The following is a 20773-nucleotide window of genomic DNA, read 5'->3' on the forward strand; positions in this document are numbered from 1 at the left end:
GGCCATACGCGCCGTTTGAGTGGCCTGTGGTGCCTGCCCAATGGCGGATTCACCCGTGATGCGTTGCCGTACATGCCTCTCCCTGTAATCCTATTGACGCTTGCGGCCGATCGGCCCGGCGCGCCCGCCTGCGCGACCGGTGCTTCCGGCGTGCGGCTCATGGCATGTAGCTTATTGTATGGCTGGTGGCGCGCGGAGCGCGATGCCCTGCGGCATCATGTCGTGCCATGCCGCGGCAAGGGGGTATTGCCCGGCATGGTTATGGATCGTTTCCGATCGTGCTGGTACTGCGGCCGGAGTGTTTCCGGGATTGGGATATGCCGGCCGGCCGCGCTCCGGCAGCGGTGCGTAGCCAAGGGATTCGGGGGTGTACGCCGGGGCGGAAACGCGGGAATGACCCCATGGATTGCCGATTCCGATGCCCGCTGCGCCCCGTTCCGCCGGCATACCGCCATTCGGTGAGCTCCGCGCCGCGCGGGCAAGGTGATCTTGCGCACATTCGCCGCCGAGGCCTCCCCGACAATGCGATTCGTCACTCGGCGGCGGGATAATGGAAGCCATGACTATCGCAACTGCCGAACGCTATGCCGAAATGCTGGATGCCGCCCGCCACGGCGGATACGCCTATCCCGCGATCAACGTGACCAGCACGCAGACGCTCAACGCCGCGCTGCAGGGATTCGCCGAGGCCGAGTCCGACGGCATCATCCAGGTGTCGGTCGGCGGCTCCTCCTATTTCTCCGGCCAAAGCGTGAACGACCGCGTGGTCGGGTCGCTCGCGTTCGCCGCATTCGCGCACGAGGTGGCGAAGCGCTACCCGAACATCACGGTCGCGCTGCACACCGACCACTGCGCCAAGCAGTACCTGGACGGCTGGGTCCGCCCGCTGCTCGCGCACGAGGCCGAACAGGTCAAGCGCGGCGAGGAGCCGACGTTCCAGTCGCATATGTGGGACGGCTCGACTGTGCCGCTGGAGGAGAACCTGGACATCGCTGCGGAGCTGCTCGAGAAATCCGTCCGCGCGCATACGGTGCTGGAGATCGAGATCGGCGCGGTCGGCGGCGAGGAGGACGGGCATTCCGCGGAGATCAACGAAAAGCTGTATTCCACGCCGGCCGACGGCGTGCGCGTGGCGGAGCGGCTCGGCCTCGGCGAGCACGGCCGCTATATGGCCGCCTTCACCTTCGGCAACGTGCACGGTGCATACAAGCCGGGCGTGGTCAAGCTCCGCCCGGAACTGCTGCGCGACATCCAGTCCGAAGTGTGGGACGCGGCCCTCGACGGCCGTCTTGGGTCGCTGGGCGCGTCGGCGGTGTCCGCGTGCGCGCTGCCGGACATGCCCGAGCGCAAGCCCTTCGCGCTGGTGTTCCACGGCGGTTCCGGCTCCACGCCCGACGAGATCGCTCGCGCGGTGAGCTACGGCGTGGTCAAGATGAACATCGACACGGACACGCAGTACGCCTTTACGCGCGCGGTCGCCGGCCACATGTTCGCGCATTACGACGCCGTGCTCAAGATCGACGGCGAGGTCGGCAACAAGAAGCTGTACGACCCGCGCTCCTGGGGCCGCGAGGCCGAATCGGCCATGGCCGCCCGCGTGGTCGAGGCGTGCCGGCAGCTCGGCTCGGCCGGCAAGGCACTGAAGTAGCGAAGCGGCGGGCGGCCTTCGGACTCGCGTTCGCCGGCGTGGTAGCGGTAGAGGCTGTACGGTAGTCTGTGTTCGGCGGAAAAGGCGATGTTGCGGAGGTGTGTTATGCCCGGAATCGTATTGATCGGTGCCCAGTGGGGCGACGAAGGCAAAGGCAAGGCGACCGATCTGATCGGCACCAAGGTCGACTATGTGGCGCGCTTCAACGGCGGCAACAACGCAGGCCACAGCGTGGTCGTGGGCGACGAGTCGTACGCGCTGCACCTGCTGCCGTCCGGCATCATCAGCCCGAAGGCCACCCCGGTCATCGGCAACGGCGTCGTCATCGATCCGGAAGTGCTGTTCGAGGAGATCGACGGCCTGCAGAGCCGCGGCGTGGACTGCTCCCGTCTGCTGGTGAGCGAGGCCGCGCACGTCATCGCGCCGTATCACCGCACGCTTGACAAGGTGACCGAGCGCTTCCTCGGCAAGCACAAGATCGGCACCACCGGCCGTGGCATCGGCCCGGCCTACGCCGACAAGATCAACCGCGTGGGCATCCGCGTCCACGACCTGTTCAACGAGCAGCATCTGCGCGACAAGGTCGAGGCCAGCCTGCACCAGAAGAACCAGATTCTGGTCAAGCTGTACAACCGCCGCGCCGTCGACGTGGACCGCACCACCGACGAACTGCTCGCGCTCGGCGAGCGGCTCAAGCCGTATGTCGCCAACACCGGCCTGATCCTCAACAAGGCCCTCGACGCGGGCAAGACCGTGCTGTTCGAGGGCGCGCAGGCCACCATGCTGGACGTCGACCACGGCACCTATCCGTTCGTGACGTCCTCCAACCCGACCGCCGGCGGCGCCTGCACCGGCACCGGCGTCGGCCCGACCAAGATCACCCGCGTGATCGGCGTTTCGAAGGCGTATGTGACCCGCGTCGGCGAGGGCCCGTTCCCCACCGAGCTGTTCGACGAATCCGGCGAATGGCTGCGCCAGCAGGGCCACGAATTCGGCGTGACCACCGGCCGCCCGCGCCGCTGCGGCTGGTTCGATGCGGTGGTCAACCGCTATGCGAGCCAGGTCAACGGCCTGACCGACATCGTGCTCACCAAGCTCGACGTGCTCACCGGGCTCAAGGAGATTCCGATCTGCGTCGCCTATGACGTGGACGGCGAACGCTACGACGATATGCCGACCGATCAGGCGGCCTTCACCGCGGCCAAGCCGATCTACGAGACGATGCCCGGCTGGGACGAGGACATTTCCGGCGTGCACCGCTTCGAGGACCTACCGGCCACCTGCCAGGCGTATGTGAAGCGCCTCGAGGAGCTGTCCGGATGCCGCATCTCCGTGATCGGCACCGGCCCGCAGCGCGACCATATCATTCAGATCCGTTCGCTGATCGACTGATCGCCGTCACTTCGAATTTCCTGAAGATTCACGATGACTGACGATGACGTCCCAGCACTCGAACTGCCGATTTTGAGTGCGGTTATGCCGGGAACGCCGGATCATGCCGTTGCGGATGACGCGGGGGAGGCGGCTGCGCCCCCTCCGCCGTCGCCGCCGTTGCCGCCCGCGCGCGACTCGCGTGAGCCCCGTGAACCTCGTGAGCCCCGTGATCAGGGCGATGCCGCTGATTCGGAGAGCTCGGACGCCGTTGCGGAGCCGGGAGCCGAATCAGGCGCCGAACCGGCCAACGAACCGGGAGCCGTTGCCGGGGAACCGGCTCCGGCGACCATGGAGATGGCCGCGTCGGCGGTGCGCCTGAATGATGGCGGCCATGCCGCGCCGCCGCAGATCCCGTTGGCGCCGTTCAAGCGCATGCAGGCCCGGTTCAACCCGCTGGCCGACGGCATGATGTATCTGGTGGTGTTCGTCGGCGGTTTCTTCGGCACGGCGATGCGCTACGGCCTCAGCCTGGTCATTCCAGCCTCGCCGGCATCCAGCGGCTTCCTGCATTCGTTCCATCTGGCCACTTTTACCGCGAATATGCTCGCATGCTGCATTTTCGCCATGCTCACCACGTACATGTCCCAGGCGTCGTGGATTCGCAAGCGCGTGCGCCAACTGGCCAGCCGCGGCGTCGGCATGGGCATGTGCGGCGGTTTCTCGACGCTGTCCGCGATGGCCATCGAGGACCTGACCTCCGTTCATCAGGGCAGGGTCGCGGGCTTCATGTTCTATACGCTGGTCAGTTTCGCATGCGGCTTGATCGTGGCATGGCTCGGAACCAGAATCGCGCTCGTGCTTGCGACGAAACGGTCGGTGAGCGTGATCCGCGAATCGCTGGCGAATCCCGGGTCTTCGGTCAGGGCGTCGGCTCCGCCGTCCGGCGACTACGGGCAGCCGCTGCGGCACGGCCAGGCGACGGCTGGTGGGCTGGCGCTTGGCGGCATCTCCGGCCAGGGCCAGGACACCACGCTGGTGCCATCGTTCGAGCCGGATCCGGTGACGGATGAGATTCCGCTGGTCGCCGATCCGATGCGGGGGGAGGCTCGCGAGCAATGACCACGGCTTTGTTGATCGCCCTGTGCGGCGGCTTGGGCGCGGTGACCCGCTTCATTCTCAACACGTCGATCCAGCGCTGGTGGAACCGCGTATTCCCGTTGTCCACGTTCGTGATCAACGTGATCGCCACGTTCTGCGCGGGGGTCGCGGCGGCGGCCTATGCCTACCAGACGGTCGACGAGTACACCTACCTGCTGTTCGTCACGGGCTTCCTCGGCGGATTCTCCACGTTCTCCACGGCCATCAACGAGATGGTGTCGCTGGCGCGCAAGGAACGTTTCGGCATGGCGGCGCTGTATTGCCTGGCGACGATTCTGGTGCCGCTGTGCTGCGTCGCGCTGGGCTGGACGCTGATCGCGGCGACCAGATAGCCGGCCGCCGGTCGGTTGCGGCCGGCGCGGGCGGGTGCAAGCGGCAGCACGAGCGTGTGATGGAAGGTTTTTGTGTAGGCGCCTTGTATCTTGTCCCGCTTCGCGAGCGAACCGGTTCGACCATGAACTATAATAAGACAAGTTGACGAAGTTTGTCGTGGTGGTTGGGTTCATGCGAAACGAAGGAGTGTGTGCTGTGGTAGGTATGCGTGATGTTGCCAAAAAGGCCGGAGTGTCCTTGAGCACGGTGTCCCTGGTGGTGAACGGGACCGGCTATGTCTCTGACGAAATGCGCGATCGCGTCAGCGAGGCGATGCGGTCACTCAACTATATCCCCAACGAATTGGCACGCAATCTGTACCATGACCGCACCAATATCGTGGGCGTGATCGTGCCGACGATCCGCCATCCGTTCTTCGCCACGCTGACCGCCAATCTGCAGCGCGAGTTCTCCGCGCGCGGATTGCGCACGCTGCTGTGCTCCACCATGGACACGGACTCCGGCGAGACCGAATACGTCGACAGGCTGCGCCGGCGCATGATGGATGGCATCGTGGTGTCGTCGCACACCACCCACGACCCGGAGTACTGGGAGTCGGTCGGCCGTTCCGTGGTGGCGTTCGACCGGTTCCTCGGCTCGAACATCCCCTCGGTCGGCTCCGACCACGAGCAGGGCGGCCGTCTGATCGCCGAGCAGCTGATCTCGTCCGGCGCCCGCCATGTGGCGATGATCGGCGGCCCCCGCGAGCAATTCCATGATCGCCCGATGGGGGAGGGCACCACCTTCCCGACGATCCGCTACTACCTGACGCTTGAGGGCGAGCTGGACCGCGCCGGCATCCGGCACAACTACATCGAGGCGGGCGAGGTCTACGACTTCGGCGGCTATGGTTCGGCCGTGCGCGAGGTGTTCGAGCGGTATGACGGCGAGGACGCGGTGGATGCCGTGGTGTGCTCGGACATCGGGGCCGCGTACTGCGTGCAGGAGGCGATGCGGCGGGGCATCCGCATTCCGGAGGACCTGCAGATCATCGCCTATGACGGCACGTATCTGGCCGATGTCGCGGGCATGCGGCTGACGGCCGTCTGCCAGAATTTCGAGTCCATCGCGGCCGCGATCGCCACGCGCATGATGGACGCGATAGAGGGTTCGCCGGCGGAGGGCGCCGGAGCCTCCGCGCTGGGTGCCGAACCGGATGCTGAAGGTGCGGGCGAAGGCGGTTCCGGTGAGGCCGGGGATGCCGGCGACGCCATTCGCGCGGATGGCATCGCGGGGACCGAGGCCGCGGCGGAATCGTCCGTGTTCGTTCCCGTGCGGATGCGTGCGGGCGAGACCACGCGCTGACCCGGCCGGCCGATCCGGCACTGCGTCAACGCCGCGTCAACGCCGCTGCGGCGCCGGATCGGTGGCCATTTTTCCCTGACGGTATCCCAGTGGTCTGTCTCGCAAATGATTGAGTGGTTCGCGCCCCCGCTGGATGGGCAATCCTGTGGATTGCCCATAGCAGTGCGCGAAGCGCACGTCGCATGTAATGTCGGGGGCTGTCGGCGCAGCCGGCTGGGGGTGGCCGGAAACAATGCAGCGTCAAGCATTCGACCACCCCCGGCGCTACGCGCCACCTCCCGACATTACATGCGGCGTGCACTTCCGTGCACTGCTATGGATAGCCCACAGGGCTATCCATCCAGCGGGAGGATCAGCCACTCCGCCATTTGCAAGATAGGCCACTAGCTTCGAGTTGTCGGTGCGTGGGATCGGAGACCGGCCGGTTTTTAGCCCTACAATGCGGGTTGGCAACGTCAACAACGGGCTGTTGGAGCTTGGTCTCGAAAGTGGCGCACCGACAACTCGGCTTTCCCGTGCATCGGGACTGCCGACAACCGAAAATGCGTGTGGCGGATCGGGTGTGGTGGGGTGGTTTGACAGCATCGAACCGGTTCGATACCATAAAACCAATCACGGTTCGCGTGATCGCGGTGCAATACGGGGCATCGCGGCGCGCGAACCCGACACACAAGGAGGAATGATGGACAACACCGTTCAGCTCATTACCTACGCCGATCGCCTGGGGGACGGCAACCTCGCGTCGCTGACCGACATACTGCGCACCCGGTTCGATGGCGTGTACGAAGGCGTGCACATCCTGCCGTTCTTCACGCCGTTCGACGGGGCCGACGCGGGCTTCGACCCGGTCGACCACACCGAGGTCGATCCGCGTCTGGGCACGTGGGACGACATCGGCGAACTGAGCAAGACCCACGGCATCATGGTCGATACGATCGTCAATCACATGAGCTGGGAGTCCAAGCAGTTCCAGGACGTGATGAAGCGCGGCGAGGACAGCCCGTATTACGGGATGTTCCTGACCATGAGCACCATCTTCCCCGACGGCGCCACCGAGGAGGAGCTCGCCGGCATCTACCGCCCGCGCCCGGGCCTGCCGTTCACCCACTACACTTGGGCCGGCAAGACGCGTCTGGTGTGGACCACGTTCACCCCGCAGCAGGTTGATATCGACACCGATTCCGCGGAGGGGTGGGCGTACCTGACCTCCATCCTCGACCGCCTGGCCGAGAGCCATGTCAGCTCGATCCGCCTCGACGCCGTCGGCTACGGTGCCAAGGAGGCCCACTCCAGCTGCTTCATGACGCCGAAGACCTTCGCACTCATCGAACGCATCAAGGAAGAGGGCGCCAAGCGCGGCCTCGAGACTCTGATCGAGGTGCACAGCTATTACCGGAAGCAGGTCGAGATCGCGCACAAGGTCGACCGCGTCTACGACTTCGCGCTGCCCCCGCTGCTGCTGCACGCGATCTTCACCGGCAGGACCGACGCCGTGGCCCACTGGGTCGAGGTGCGGCCGAACAACGCCGTCACCGTGCTGGACACGCACGACGGCATCGGCGTGATCGACATCGGCTCCGACCAGCTTGACCGCTCCCTCAAGGGCCTGGTGCCCGACAAGGACGTGGACGATCTGGTCAACACGATCCACGCCAACACCCACGGCGAATCGCAGGCCGCCACCGGCGCCGCCGCGTCCAACCTCGACCTGTACCAGGTCAACAGCACGTACTATTCGGCGCTCGGCTGCAATGACCAGCACTACATCGCCGCCCGCGCCGTGCAGTTCTTCGTGCCGGGCGTGCCGCAGGTGTACTACGTCGGCGCGCTCGCCGGCGTGAACGACATGGAGCTGCTGCGCCGCACGAATGTCGGCCGCGACATCAACCGCCACTACTACTCGACCGCGGAGATCGACGAGCAGCTGGAGCGTCCGGTGGTCAAGGCGCTCAACGCGCTGTGCCGCTTCCGCAACACGCTGCCCGCCTTCAACGGCGAGTTCGGCTATGAAGCGGACGGCGAGCGCTCGATCACGCTGAAGTGGGCGTCCGCCGACGGGGCGAGCACGGCCGCTCTCGTGTTCGAGCCGGGCAAGGGGCTGGGTGTGGACAGCGACGAGTCCGTCGCCACGCTGACTTGGACCGATGCCGCCGGCAAGCATACGACCGGCGATCTGATCGCCGACCCGCCCGTCGCGGCCTGATCGCGTTCCGGCCGCCGCCTGCACCGCGCCCCTTCCTTCCGCCGCCCTGTTGGACGGGCCGCGGCGGAAAGGGGCGCAGCCATAGGCGAGTCGCGTGCGGCGCGGCGCAAGGCGTCTGAGACCGCTATTACGATACGTCCCGTACACCAATAGAGAGTAAGTAAGAGAGCGCACTACGCCATGACCGACGATCAGTACGATCAGCAATCGACATCCCCGCAGTGTGGGGCCCAATCCCCTGAGAGCCCGGCCCAATCCCCGCAATCTCCCGCAGAATCCACACCCCAGTCCCAACCCCAGCCTCAGCCGGCGCCCCAACCCCGCCCGCTGCCCGGCCAGCATTTCATCCGCCCCGGCATCGACGACCGGCCGGATTACGAGAAGGCGCTGAGCCCCGAGGACAAGGCCGCCGTGGCCCGCCTGGCCGTGCCGCTGCGGCGCCGCGCTCCGGAGGCGGCCGCCGCCCAGCCGGAGACCCAGGCCGCCCGCCTGTCCGCGGCCGGCTCCCCCGCAACCGCTGCGTCGGCGGTCGACGCGGCGATCCCCGACATGTCCTCCGCGTTCCTCGACATGCGCGATCCGATGGTCTCCGCGGACGGGCAGCGCCCCGACGCCGCGCAGGTCAGGCGCCTGACGTGGGGCTTCGGCCTTGCGGCCGCGCTGCGCACCATCCCGTGGGTCATGCTCAATATGGTGCTGTTGCCCGCCGTGGTGGACCGGCTGGCTGGCAACGGATACTTCGATGACTTTGCGGCGTTCTGCCACAACGGCGAGGCGGACGGCATGCTGGGCGTCTCGTCCGTGATCCCCTTGGCTGCCATCATTGCGATCGGCTGTGTGGTGGCGCTGTTCGCCAACGCCGTCGTCGCGGTCGTGTCGGACCGCACGCGCACGGCGATCGGCCGCCGCACACCGTGGATCCTCGCCGGCGGCGCCCTGTGCGCGCTGGGCACGCTGATGCTCGGTGCCATCGAAGGCATCAGCGGCGCGTTGCTGTTGTGGATCGTGCTGAACATCGGATACGCGATGGTCGCCACGCCGTTCGCGGCCGCATTCGCCGAACGCATGCCCGACAAGTTCCGCGAACGCAGCATGCGCTGGCGCGGCGTCGGGCTGATGCTCGGGCAGGCGGCCGGCGTCTGGCTCGCCGCGTTCGGGGTGATCGTGGTCGATGGCCGCATGGTCGGCGGGTTCGGCGAACTGCCCTTCGCCGTCTGCGCGGTGATGTTCCTGCTGTGCGCGATCATCCCCCTGCTGGTGTGGCCAAGGGAGCGTTCCAGCCAAGCTGACGCGCGCCAGCCGTTCGATCTGGGGAGCGTGCATGCGCAGTTCCGCATGCCGCAGGACGCTCCCAGGTTCCGCATGGCCTTCGCGGCGCGGCTGTGCATGATGACCGGCGCCGGCTTCGTCTCGGTGTTCCTGTGGCTGATCGTGCGGCACGGCGTGGCCGATGCCGTCCAGTGCCGGACGATGTCGTCCTTCCCCGCGACGATTCCCACGGGCCTGATGCTGGCGCTGATGGCGCTCGCCACGCTGGCCGGCTCCGCGCTGGCCTCGCTGGTAGCCGGGCGGATCGCGGACCGGGTCGAGGACGCGCGGCGCGTGGCGGTTCCCGCCTGCGTGCTGTACGGCGTGCTCATGCTGGTGCCGGTCGTCGCGCCGAACATGACGGGATTGGCCGTGTTCGCCCTGGTTTCCGGCTTCGCGTTCGGCCTGTACGACGTGTTCAACCAGACGCTCGTGCTGGAGACGCTGCCCGATCCGCGTACGTCCGGGCGTGATCTGGGCATGTTCAACGTGGCCAATGTGATCGCGCCGGCGAATGCCTCCGTGATCGGCGCGTGCGTGGCCGTCGCGTTCGGGTACTTCGCACTGTTCGTCGCCGCGTTGGTGTTTGTGCTGGTCTCGGCCCTGCTGATGGTCTGCGCCAGATAGGCGGCCCGTGGCCGTACGGCGGGCGGCCTCCGATCGGCGACGTGGATCGGCGATGGCCGGCGACACGAGAGTGGGTGTTCACAATGTGAACACCCACTGGTACATCGGCGGGGGCGCTCCTATGTTATGGGACCAGTCGAGCAAACAGCTCGGCGGAAACGTTCGATACCGGAAGGAGGTTCGCCACGATGACTGGATACACTGCCTACGCTGCCGTTGATCACACCAACGCTCTGCTGTCCGCACGAATTATTATTCCGTCTTCGCTGGCGGACTGATTCGGCATACAGCTTGAAGCCCCGCCAACGAAGGCAGGGCTGAGAGCGAGTCACAAGCTTTTCTTGAAGCCCTGCCACCGTGGCGGGGCTTTTTTTGATGCGCCCCACAAGGTCACCGCCCGTCATTCCAAGCTCGCACAGCGCAACCGCAGATATCCACCAACCGTGAAACCCCGCGTGGAACAATGTGAAACATATTGTGAAACGTGGCGAACGCAGAAGAGAGACATCATGTCAGCAGTCGAAACCACGACTGGAAATACCGTCGCCGGCAAAGCCGGCGCGCTGGTGCGCGATTCGGTCAAAACCGTCATCGCCGCCTCGATGGTCGGCACGGCCATCGAATTCTATGACTTCTACGCCTACGGCACCGCCGCGGCAAACTACTTCCCGCACATCTTCTTCTCCGACAAGACCAACCCGACCGTCGCGATGCTGATGAGCTTCCTCACCTTCGCCATCGCCTTCGTCGCCCGCCCGCTCGGCTCGCTGATCTTCGGCCACTTCGGCGATCGCCTGGGGCGCAAGGCCACGCTGGTCGTGAGCCTGATGACCATGGGCGTCGGCACCTTCCTCATCGGCTGCCTGCCCACCTACGATCAGGTCGGCGTCGCCGCGGTCGCGGTCCTGTGCCTGCTGCGCCTGGTGCAGGGCATCGGTCTGGGCGGCGAATGGTCCGGCGCGGCGCTGGTCGCCACCGAGAACGCCCCCGAGGACAAGCGAGCCCTGTACGGCTCCTTCCCGGAGCTCGGCGCCCCGATCGGCTTCTTCCTGTCCAACGGCACCTACTTCGTGCTCGAGTCCTTCAATGATCAGGACGCGATGCTGGCCTGGGGCTGGCGCGTGCCGTTCCTGCTCTCCGCCGTTCTGGTGATCGTCGGCCTTGTGGTCCGCGTCCACATGGAGGAGACCCCGATCTTCCGCATGGCCCAGGAGCAGAAGAAGGTCGTCAAGTCCCCGTTGACCGAGGTCTTCCGCAAGTCGTGGCGTCAGGTGCTGCAGGCCACCTTCCTCGTGGCCGTGACCTATACGCTGTTCTACACGCTCGCCACCTGGTCCCTCGCCTGGGGCACCAAGGAGCAGGGCGAAGGCGGCGGCGGACTCGGCTTCACCAACCAGGAATACCTGCTCATGCTGATGGTCTCCATCTGCGTGTTCGCCCTGTTCATCGTGCTGTCCTGCCTGTACGCGGACAAGATCGGCCGCCGTCGCGTGCTGACCTTCTCCTCCTGCGCGCTGGTCGTGTTCGCCGTGGCGTTCCCCTTCCTGCTGGACGGCGGTCTGGTCGGCCAGAAGAACTTCTTCGCCAACATGGTGTTCCTGTGCGTCGGCTTCGCGCTGATGGGCATCGCCTTCGGGCCGATCGGCGCCTTCCTGCCCGAGCTGTTCGACGCCAACGTGCGTTACTCCGGCTCCGGCATCGGCTACAACCTGGCCGCCATCGTCGGCGCGGCCTTCGTGCCGACGATCGCCACTTGGCTGAGCGCCCACTGGGGCGTCCACTCCGTGGGTCTGTACCTCGCCGTGATGGCCGTGTGCTGCCTGGTGTCGGTGCTGACGTGCCGTGAGACCAAAGACGTTGATTTCACCAAGTGATATCGGCGCCCGATAAGCAGGCTCTCGTTACGAGAGCAAAAACACATTCAATATTTGGACGTGAGCGATCACGCCAATGTAAGGGGGACTAGAACAGTCCCCAGAGGCGGATGGCGCTTCCGTGAGATAGGGACACAATCCCGAACGGAAAATCCATTCGCAATCACAACGGTTGCCGAGCATGCTAGCTCGACATCATCGCTACCTCTACAAAGGAGTGCCAATCATGGCAGCAACAATCTGGTACGAAAAAGACGCTGATCTGAGCGTGTTCGATGGCAAGAAGGTCGCCGTCCTCGGTTACGGCTCCCAGGGCCACGCGCATGCGCTGAACCTGCGCGATTCGGGTGTCGACGTGGTGGTCGGCCTGCGTCCGACCTCGAAGTCGGTCGAGTTCGCCAAGGAGCAGGGCCTCGAGGTCAAGTCGGTCGGCGACGCGGTCGCCGAGGCCGACGTGGTCATGATCCTGCTGCCTGACCAGTACCAGGCCAAGGTCTATAAGGAAGAGGTCGAGCCGAACCTGAAGCCGGGCGCCGCTCTGGCCTTCGCCCACGGCTTCAACATCCACTACGGCTACATCAAGCCTTCCGAGGATCACCCGGTCTTCATGGTTGCCCCGAAGGGCCCGGGCCACATCGTGCGTCGTGAGTACGCCGCCGGCCGTGGCGTCCCGGTCGTCGTGGCCGTCGAGCAGGACCCGGACGGCAAGACCTGGCCGCTGTGCCTGGCTTACGCCAAGGCCCTTGGCGCTCTGCGCGCCGGCGCCATCAAGACCACCTTCAAGGAGGAGACCGAGACCGATCTGTTCGGCGAGCAGGATGTCCTCATGGGCGGCATCAACCACCTGTGCGACATGGGCTTCGACGTGCTGACCGAGGCCGGTTACCAGCCGGAGATCGCCTACTTCGAGGTGTTCCACGAGCTGAAGATGCTGGTCGACCTGGCCAACGAGGGTGGCCTGAACAAGGCCCGTTGGTCCTGCTCCGACACCGCCCAGTACGGCGACTACACCTCCACGGTCATCACCGAGGAGACCAAGAAGCGCATGCAGTACCAGCTCAAGCGCATTCAGGACGGCTCCTTCGCCAAGGAGTTCATGGATGACCAGGCCGCCGGCGCCCCGAAGTTCAAGAAGCTGCAGGAAGAGTACTCTCACCCGCACCTTGAGACCGTCGGCCCGAAGCTGCGCGCCATGTTCTCTTGGAACAACGGCCCGGCCAAGGACCAGGACGAGGCTGAGTCCTTCACCGGCAAGATCGCTCGCGCCCAGGTGCAGTGATTGCTCCCGCTCCGGCTCCCGCTGCCGGGAGCCGTCAGCCGCAGGCTGACTGAGGGCGGTGCATAACGAGACCCGCCGTTCCCGTTCATTCGGGAGCGGCGGGTCTTTTGCGTGCCGGGCCGTGCGGCACGACGGTTGCCGGACGTTTACCGGACGCTTTCGGCCGTTATGGTGTGCCGCGCCTCATAAGTTCGCCTACTGCATCTGGCTCCCCTCTCGCAGGATGAGCTGGCCGCGAAGCAGTCTGAGGGGAGCCGGAATTACTAAACGAAGTGATGACGTGGAATACGTAGATAGCGTTCCGCGTTTATTCGCGGCGGAGGCACTCCCTATCGGCCTCCCGCATCTCGTCCAGTATCCTGGCCTCGTTGAGAATGGCCTCGTCCACGGTCTGAGCGTCCACAAGCCGAAGGTTTCGGTAGTGCGCATCGATGACGGTAACGGCGATGCCGTCCAACTTATCCCCCGGCTGCGCGGCTCTGCCCAGAATCGTTTCATAGCCGCTTTCGCGAAGGACGGAGATGATGTCATCGTCGCTCACCTTGTGCTTCGCCGCCATATCGGCGATGGTGGTATCACGGATTTCCAGATACGATATCGCATCGGGCAGGTCCATCGCCGCGGCATAGGTGAGGCAATCGTGAGCGGCGTCATACCGTTCCCGGCGGGTCATCAGCGCGTCGCCCTGCAAGTGCGCTATGTATTTGCTGTGCCCGTAGTCGATGAGTTTGCTCATGTCCTCTGCGTTCTTTACGGCGATGTCGTCCCAGTACCGGGAACGTTCCGCATTGCGTGGCACGCCATACCCATACCAGTAGAATGAGGCGATCGTACTCCGCGCATATCCGGCGACCGGGTCGTCGCACGACGCCGCATACAGCGTCCATCGGAACGCCTGATTGGCTTCGCGGAGGCCGCTTCCCCCGACTTCCCGGGCAATCTTCTCCTTGTGCTGGTACAGATCGCCGATGAGATATCTTGCCGAGTACCGCTGCAGGGCGTCCGCATTCGGATTCGCCGAGAGCACCCGGAGCCAGGCCTCGGCATATTCCGCATCGGCGTCCACGCCTTTGCCGTTCATATAGGCGTCGCCCAGCGTGTATTGCGACTGCGCGCACCCCTGCAAAGCGGCGGACCGATGCCAGCGCAGCGACTCCGCCAGATCCTGCGGCACATCCTTCCCCTTCTCATACCGACTCGCAAGTTCATACTGCGCCGATACGTCGCCGTTGCATGCCGCCTTGCGGTACCAATCCACCGCTTGAGCGGCGTCCTCATCGGTCCCGCAGCCGGAATCGTATAGCTGACCCAGCAGGTATTGGGCTGCGGGATACCCCAGGAGCGCGGCCTCGCGGCATAGTTCGAATGCCTTGTGCGGGTTTTGTCCCACGCCATCGTCGCCGGCTTGGTATCGTTTGGCGAGATCGTACAGTTCTTCGGCTTCTCTCATGGTCGCTTCCTTGTCGGCGGACATCAACGGCGTCGGTGTGTCCCCAAACCGCCCAGAGGCACGGTGATCGTCGGAAACTCCGTCCTGAAACAGGCTTTCGGAGTCCATCGTCATATGCATTTTATCAGCATCGCTCGCGTCGACCCTTCTCAGGCTCCGGTACCGTCTGCGGCGGGACTTGTCCACGCTCCAATAGTGAGCTGGCTCACGTTGTGGACGGCGAAGGGGCTGCGGCGGCGTTCCCGGTAGGATAGGTGTCAGTTTGCGGGACAAAATCCCGCCACGCTTGAGACCGCTCGGGCCGGTAGCCCGGGCGCCTAAACGCGCAGTGTGTACAACTACATAATGCGCAACCACACAACACCGTGTGCCGGCAACAATGACGGTACGCAAGTAAAGGAGTGCTTACATGGCTGCACAAATCTGGTACGAGAACGATGGCGATCTGTCCGTGCTCGAAGGCAAGAAGGTCGCGATCATCGGTTACGGTTCCCAGGGTCACGCGCATGCGCTGAACCTGCGCGATTCGGGTGTCGACGTGGTGGTCGGCCTGCGTCCGACCTCGAAGTCGGTCGAGTTCGCCAAGGAGCAGGGCCTCGAGGTCAAGTCCGTGGCCGAGGCGTCCGCCGAAGCCGACGTGATCATGATCCTGGCCCCGGATCAGTACCAGCGTACGATCTGGGCCAACGACATCGAGCCCAACATCAAGCCGGGCGCCGCTCTGGCCTTCGCCCACGGCTTCAACATCCACTACGGCTACATCAAGCCCACTGAGGACCATCCGGTGTTCATGGTCGCGCCGAAGGGCCCGGGCCACATCGTGCGTCGTGAGTACGCCGCCGGCCGTGGCGTCCCGGTCGTCGTGGCCGTCGAGCAGGACCCGGACGGCAAGACCTGGCCGCTGTGCCTGGCTTACGCCAAGGCCCTTGGCGCTCTGCGCGCCGGCGCCATCAAGACCACCTTCAAGGAGGAGACCGAGACCGATCTGTTCGGCGAGCAGAACGTGCTGCTCGGCGGCGTGAACAAGCTCGTCGAGATGGGCTTCGAGGTGCTGACCGACGCCGGTTACCAGCCGGAGATCGCCTACTTCGAGGTGTGCCACGAGCTCAAGATGATCGTCGACCTCATGAACGAGGGCGGTCTGAACAAGGATCGCTGGTCCTGCTCCGACACCGCCCAGTACGGCGACTACGTCAACACCTGCATCGACGAGCACGTCCGCGAGCGTATGGAGTACCACCTCAAGCGCATCCAGGACGGCTCCTTCGCCAAGGAGTTCATCGACGACCAGGATGCCGGCGCCCCGAAGTTCAAGGCCCTGCAGGAGGAGTACTCCAACGTGCGCATCGAGACCGTCGGCCCGAAGCTGCGCGCCATGTTCTCCTGGAACAAGGACGGCGTGAAGGATGCCGATGAGGCCAACTCCTTCACCGGCAAGATCGCCCGCGCCCAGGTGCAGTGAGCGACCGGTGATCGGTTGAATCCCCAGCCGTGCCGATAACGGCATGGCCGCGTCGAGCCGCCCCGCGCAATGCGGGGCGGCTCTTGCGTATCGGCGAAGGCGATGCGTTGCCGTCGCCGAGTGCCCTACCTCGTATATGATCGATCCGTTCATTATGTTTGGCTCCCCTCCTGGAGGCTGAGCCGTGAAGCAAACAGCGGAGCTGTTTGCAGGCGAAGGCGAGGCAGCAGCCGAGCAGACAAGGCTGCGGCCGTAAGGCCGTCCTCAATTGCAGGACGAGCCGGCCGCGAAGCGGCCTGAGGGGAGCATTACCGCGAACACCTGAATCAAGCCGATTCGCATGCTCTCCCCTCAGTCGGCTACGCCGACAGCTCCCCTCGGAGAGGGGAGCCGGAATTACTAAACGAATTAACGACGCGAACTACTAGACTGGATCACGGCATGATCCAGACCGTGCAGTCGAGAAAAGAGAACGCCATGGCCGATACCGTCGATACCGCTGATACCGCCGAACCGTCCGCAGCGGCGGTCGGTCCCGATGGGCGGCCGTGCTGCCGATACGACTTCTACGCGGCCGGGCCGTTCTTCGACGACCGGGAGGTCTCCAGCATGGAAGGCTTGGAACGGGTGCTCGAGGAGCGCGGCAAGGTGCTGTTCAAACCGCGGTTTGCCAGTGACATCAGCGTGGTCGGCCCGCGTCAATGCTTCGAGGATGATTGCGGAGGCATCCTCGCCTCGCGCGCGGTGATCGCCAACCTCATCGACGACGATCCGGGCACGATGTTCGAGATCGGATTCGCCTACGGGCATGGCATACCCGTCTATGGCTACCATGACGGGCTGCAGCCGGGCGGATCGGTGAATCTGATGATCGCGCAGTCGGTTCGGGCCATTTTCGCCGGTCCCGATGATCTTGCCCATTGGCTGGATACCGGCGAACACGCCGATCTGCCGATCCGGCAGTTCTGACCGGCTTCCTTGGGCGCCTGATACGCGTCCGATATACGCCTGATCGGTGCATATCGGCCTGACGCAAGGCGAAATGGTCCGCGTGCGTGCGCCGATCCGCGGTCACGGCGGGCCCATTGTTCACAGGATGCGAGTTGTCGGTGCGCGGGTGTCTTGAAACACCGATTATTTGGCCTTTTCAAGGATGAAAATCGCCGTTGCAACCGGTTCCACTACTACCCGGCGCACCGACAACTCGATACTACGCTGCATGCGAGGTCGCAAATGGTTGCCTCGCGGTCACGGCAGGGTCACAACGTGGCTCGGAACGGCCACGCGGGCAGCCCGTCGCCATTGCACAGCGGCGCCGGACCCCAGCTACGCCACGCATAGCGCACCGCAACCGGATCGGGCGCTTCCGCGGCCGTGACGGTGACCGTATCCCCGTCAATCGTGGCGGCCGCAGGGTGGAAGACGCCGTCGCCGCTGGCAAGTTCGAACCCCGAGTCCTCCGCATGACGATAAGTCGTTCCCGACTGGTTTTCCGGCGTGTCACGGCCGGAGGCTCCGCGCACATGCCGTTGCGTGCCCGGAACCGTGCCGTCGAATCGCAATCCCGCCGCATGGGCGAAACACAGCGTGACGGTGTGCGGTGCGGAACAGACGGATGGCGTCTGCCCCGAAACCGTTGCCGCAGCCGTGGCAGCCGTGCCAGCCGTAGCAGCCGTGGCGGCCGCAGCAATCAGTGTCGGGCCGTCGGCGGGAACGTCGCTTCGCCCGTACACATGGCGCAGCGCGCAGTCGGCAAGGCGCTCGCCGGGCGTGCGCTTGTCGGTCGGATGGATGTTGTCGAATTCGCCGCAGTCCATGGTGCAGATCGCATGCACGCCCGCAATCGCGCGGGCCGCATCCGTCTGCGCCTCGCGGATTACCGGCCAGTGCAGCGGGTCGGCGTTCGCCGCAGCCGTATTCTTGTCGATCCACTGCGGCAGCTGCACGATCAGGAACGGCGGCCACGCGTCCCGGCCTTGCGCATCCTCCGCGGTGGCACAGTGCGGGGCGCCATCGCCGGTTGCCGCCTGCCGGCCGGGTTGCCACAGGTCGCGCCACTCCCTGATCAGCAACCCCAACAGCTCCCGATACGAGCCGCAGTACGCCTCGTCCTCCTCGCCCTGGTACCACAGGAATCCAGCGATGCCGTACGGGGCCACGCGCTCGATCATCGTGCCGAACGGGCCGGCCGGGCGGTATTGCGAGGTCGGCGTGACGGGTGGCGGCCAGGGGCATTCGCCATAGCGCGCGTTCAGCGTGTCCCAGGTGATGTCCGGTTCCGCGGCGCGGGCCTTGCCGATGGCGTCGTTCCAGGTGTTGAACTTCGTCTGCCAGTCATCCGTCTCGGCGGCGAACTGTTCGTCGGTTTTGTCGGCTATCGCCGCGTCGAACCGAGCCAGGTACCCGCGGCCGGCCTCGCAGGTCCGCAGCGTGTCGCGGCTCATCCACGAGGTGATCGACGTGCCGCCGATATAGCAGTCCACGATGCCGACCGGAACATCCGGCCCGAGCTCGGCGCGCAGCCTGCGGGCGAAATAGTAGGCGACGGCCGACATGGTGCCGCTCGTGTCGGGGCCGGCGATCTGCCATGCGGCGTGGTCCTCGGCGTCCGTGTCGATCACGCCGGTTTTCGGCGTGTTGTAGAACCGCAGCAGCGGGTCCGCGCTGGCGGCGACGGCTTGGTCGGCGCCAGCGCTGTTGCGCAGTTCAAGCTCCATGTTGCTCTGCCCGCCGGCCAGCCACACTTCGCCGACATGGACGTCGAGATATTTGAGCATGATGCCGGAACGGTCGCTGACGGTGAGGGTGTACGGCCCGCCGGCCTCCACCGCCGGCAGGGCGAGCAGCCAGTCACCCTGCCTGTCGATGGTGGCGAAGGCGCTGACGCTGTCCGAGACGGCGTCCGATGCGTCGGGCGTGTGCAGCGTGATCGGCCGCCCCTGATCCGGCGACGACAGCGTGGCGATCACCGTTCGGCCGGGCGCGCCGGTGCCGAATACGGGGATGGGTTGGCGCCGCTGCAGCACCATGGCGTGCGAGAAGACCGCCGCCGGCCGCAGTTTCGGTGAGCCGATCGGCTTGTCGACCGGATCGGCGCCCTCATGCACGCCGCTGAGATTCGCCCCGGGCGCCGGGCCGGTGGCAATGGTTGATTCGCTCATGCTTGGTCGCTTTCCGTGATGGTGGTGGATGAATGGATGGATGACGGTATGAGGGGCTATTCGGCCCAGATATCGCCGCTGAGCGAGCCGATGAATGCGGTGAGCTCGCGGGCCATCTCCTCGTGCTCGGCCACGCGTGGGTGCCCGGGGGTGGCCGAACCGTTGCGGGAGAACAGGAAGTGATGTATCGCCGGGTCCGCGGCGGTCCGCACGGCCTCGTCTATCGCACGGTCCCAGCTGGGATCGTGCTGCAGCAGGGTGGTCAGGCAGATGATCGTCGCCTTCGGATACGTTTCGCGCAGCTTGCGCAGGAAATCCACGTATCGGGCGCGCCAGTGCGCGGCCTGATCGCCGTCGTAGTCGGCGGCCATGAAGTCGAAGGGATGCGCGTCGTTCTGCCCGACCGCCACGATGACGACCTGCGGGGTGTAGCGCGCGAAGTCCCACGGCTTGCCGCCGCCCAGCGTCGGATTGTATTCGATGCGGTCCCATGCGCTTTCCTGGCCGACGTAGTCGGGGCCGTTGAACCAGCCGATGCCGTCGATCAGCGAGATGCCGCCCTGCGATACGTCGTGCAGCTGCGCGCCGAGATTGCGCGCGGTGATGGCCGCATACGAATGCCAGGCATTGCTGTAGGAGCTCAGATCCACATCCGGGTCGGGTTCGCCGGTGTAGAGCGAGGCCTCGTTGCGCTCGCCGCAGGACACGGAGTCGCCGTAGACCTCGATGCGGCGATCCGGCGCCGGCGCCAGAGGCGGCATGACCTTCGCCCCCGCGTCGATGCCGAACCCAAGCAGCTCGACGTAGTGCTGCCCGTCCTGCCGCTTGAACACCGTCACCTCATGCTCGATGTTCGGCAGGCGCTCGGCCAGCGTGACCGTAACCGGGCCGTAGGGGTTGCGCAGCGCATCGTTCGGCTCGATGGCGCGGTCGAAGCCGGTTCCGCTCTCGCCGGCCGGCGACGACGAGGCCGGGGCCGGGGCTGGCGTGTGCGGCTGGCGCTCCGGGGCGGCGGTGCCGTTCTCGCCGGAGGCCTCGCTGCGGGAGTCCGCGCCCTCGTCGGATCCGGGAACGCTGGAAGCGCTGGTGCTGTTGTTCGGCAGCTCGTTGGCCCCGGTGAATCCCGATGGGATGCGCACCTTGGCCGGCTGCCCGTCGATGACGACGCCGAGGTGCGAATCGCCGTAGTTCCAGTAATTGATGAGGGATGCGGTCAGCGACGTGCCCGTGAAACGGAACGAGACCTGCGTATAGGGGAACACCCACACCGGGCGCTCGGGGTCGGCGTCGTCGATGCGGCCCATCGTGCGCAGGGCGGGGTCGTTGGGGCTGATATGGTGGCGTGTCGGCATGGCTGTCATGGCAATCCCTTGGTTTCGTCATTGAGGCGGATTACTGGCATCTGAACGGGCGGTATCCGCCTGTCCGGACGGTGGCTCCGGTGTTTCGGAATTATTTTATCGCAACACCTTAACCGGTTAATAATTTGTATGATACACTCGTTTTTACGACCTGTTGATTACCGTCCGGTCATTAGCGGGGCGCGGTCCGT

Annotated in this window: 14 protein-coding genes; 11 read left to right on the forward strand and 3 right to left on the reverse strand. The window is 65.4% G+C overall.

What is annotated here, in order from left to right:
• Positions 1–559: 559 nt before the first annotated feature.
• The 9 genes from fbaA to ilvC (BBSC_RS00705) all read left to right on the forward strand — a co-directional run bounded on the left by fbaA (position 560) and on the right by ilvC (BBSC_RS00705) (position 13148).
• Complete coding sequence (gene fbaA, locus BBSC_RS00665) at positions 560–1648, forward strand: class II fructose-bisphosphate aldolase (protein ID WP_033519626.1); 1089 nt, start codon at positions 560–562, stop codon at positions 1646–1648.
• Between the two features lie 105 nt (positions 1649–1753).
• Positions 1754–3040: an adenylosuccinate synthase gene (locus BBSC_RS00670; protein ID WP_033519625.1), complete on the forward strand. Its 1287-nt coding sequence runs from the start codon at positions 1754–1756 to the stop codon at positions 3038–3040.
• A gap of 336 nt (positions 3041–3376) precedes the next feature.
• Entirely contained in the window at positions 3377–4141 is a 765-nt protein-coding gene (locus BBSC_RS00675) for a fluoride efflux transporter FluC (RefSeq protein ID WP_231649356.1), read from the forward strand.
• Positions 4138–4512: a fluoride efflux transporter FluC gene (locus tag BBSC_RS00680; RefSeq protein ID WP_033519624.1), complete on the forward strand. Its 375-nt coding sequence runs from the start codon at positions 4138–4140 to the stop codon at positions 4510–4512. The genes BBSC_RS00675 and BBSC_RS00680 overlap by 4 nt, the downstream gene beginning before the upstream one ends.
• A 196-nt stretch (positions 4513–4708) precedes the next feature.
• Entirely contained in the window at positions 4709–5857 is a 1149-nt protein-coding gene (locus BBSC_RS00685) for a LacI family DNA-binding transcriptional regulator (RefSeq protein WP_081892975.1), read from the forward strand.
• Between the two features lie 682 nt (positions 5858–6539).
• Positions 6540–8060, forward strand: coding sequence for a sucrose phosphorylase (gtfA, locus tag BBSC_RS00690; protein WP_033519623.1), 1521 nt, complete (start codon positions 6540–6542; stop codon positions 8058–8060).
• 180 nt (positions 8061–8240) lie between these two features.
• Complete coding sequence (locus BBSC_RS00695; protein ID WP_231649357.1) at positions 8241–9995, forward strand: MFS transporter; 1755 nt, start codon at positions 8241–8243, stop codon at positions 9993–9995.
• A gap of 509 nt (positions 9996–10504) precedes the next feature.
• The gene (locus BBSC_RS00700) at positions 10505–11869 is read left to right on the forward strand and encodes an MFS transporter (protein ID WP_033519622.1); all 1365 of its coding nucleotides are present in this window, start codon (positions 10505–10507) and stop codon (positions 11867–11869) included.
• Between the two features lie 181 nt (positions 11870–12050).
• Positions 12051–13148: a ketol-acid reductoisomerase gene (gene ilvC / locus BBSC_RS00705; protein WP_081892974.1), complete on the forward strand. Its 1098-nt coding sequence runs from the start codon at positions 12051–12053 to the stop codon at positions 13146–13148.
• A 307-nt stretch (positions 13149–13455) separates the two neighbouring features.
• Here the strand turns inward: ilvC (BBSC_RS00705) and BBSC_RS12685 are convergent, their stop codons facing one another.
• Complete coding sequence (locus tag BBSC_RS12685) at positions 13456–14712, reverse strand: tetratricopeptide repeat protein (protein ID WP_051923212.1); 1257 nt, start codon at positions 14710–14712, stop codon at positions 13456–13458.
• 295 nt (positions 14713–15007) lie between these two features.
• On the opposite strand from BBSC_RS12685, the gene ilvC (BBSC_RS00715) reads away from it, so the two are divergent.
• A complete protein-coding gene (gene ilvC / locus BBSC_RS00715) occupies positions 15008–16060 on the forward strand; it encodes a ketol-acid reductoisomerase (RefSeq protein WP_034535455.1) in 1053 nt (350 codons plus the stop codon).
• A gap of 441 nt (positions 16061–16501) precedes the next feature.
• A complete protein-coding gene (locus BBSC_RS00720) occupies positions 16502–17029 on the forward strand; it encodes a nucleoside 2-deoxyribosyltransferase (RefSeq protein ID WP_231649361.1) in 528 nt (175 codons plus the stop codon).
• Positions 17030–17319: 290 nt separating this feature from the next.
• Here BBSC_RS00720 and BBSC_RS00725 read toward each other — a convergent pair whose 3' ends face one another.
• Together BBSC_RS00725 and BBSC_RS00730 are read right to left on the reverse strand one after the other, a co-directional pair.
• Positions 17320–19221, reverse strand: a complete 1902-nt coding sequence (locus BBSC_RS00725; RefSeq protein WP_033516837.1) for a sialate O-acetylesterase — start codon at positions 19219–19221, stop codon at positions 17320–17322.
• A 56-nt stretch (positions 19222–19277) separates the two neighbouring features.
• The gene (locus tag BBSC_RS00730) at positions 19278–20582 is read right to left on the reverse strand and encodes a GDSL-type esterase/lipase family protein (protein WP_231649360.1); all 1305 of its coding nucleotides are present in this window, start codon (positions 20580–20582) and stop codon (positions 19278–19280) included.
• Positions 20583–20773: the final 191 nt, after the last annotated feature.

The sequence above is a fragment of the Bifidobacterium scardovii JCM 12489 = DSM 13734 genome (assembly GCF_001042635.1).
In the GTDB taxonomy this organism is placed as follows: domain Bacteria; phylum Actinomycetota; class Actinomycetes; order Actinomycetales; family Bifidobacteriaceae; genus Bifidobacterium; species Bifidobacterium scardovii.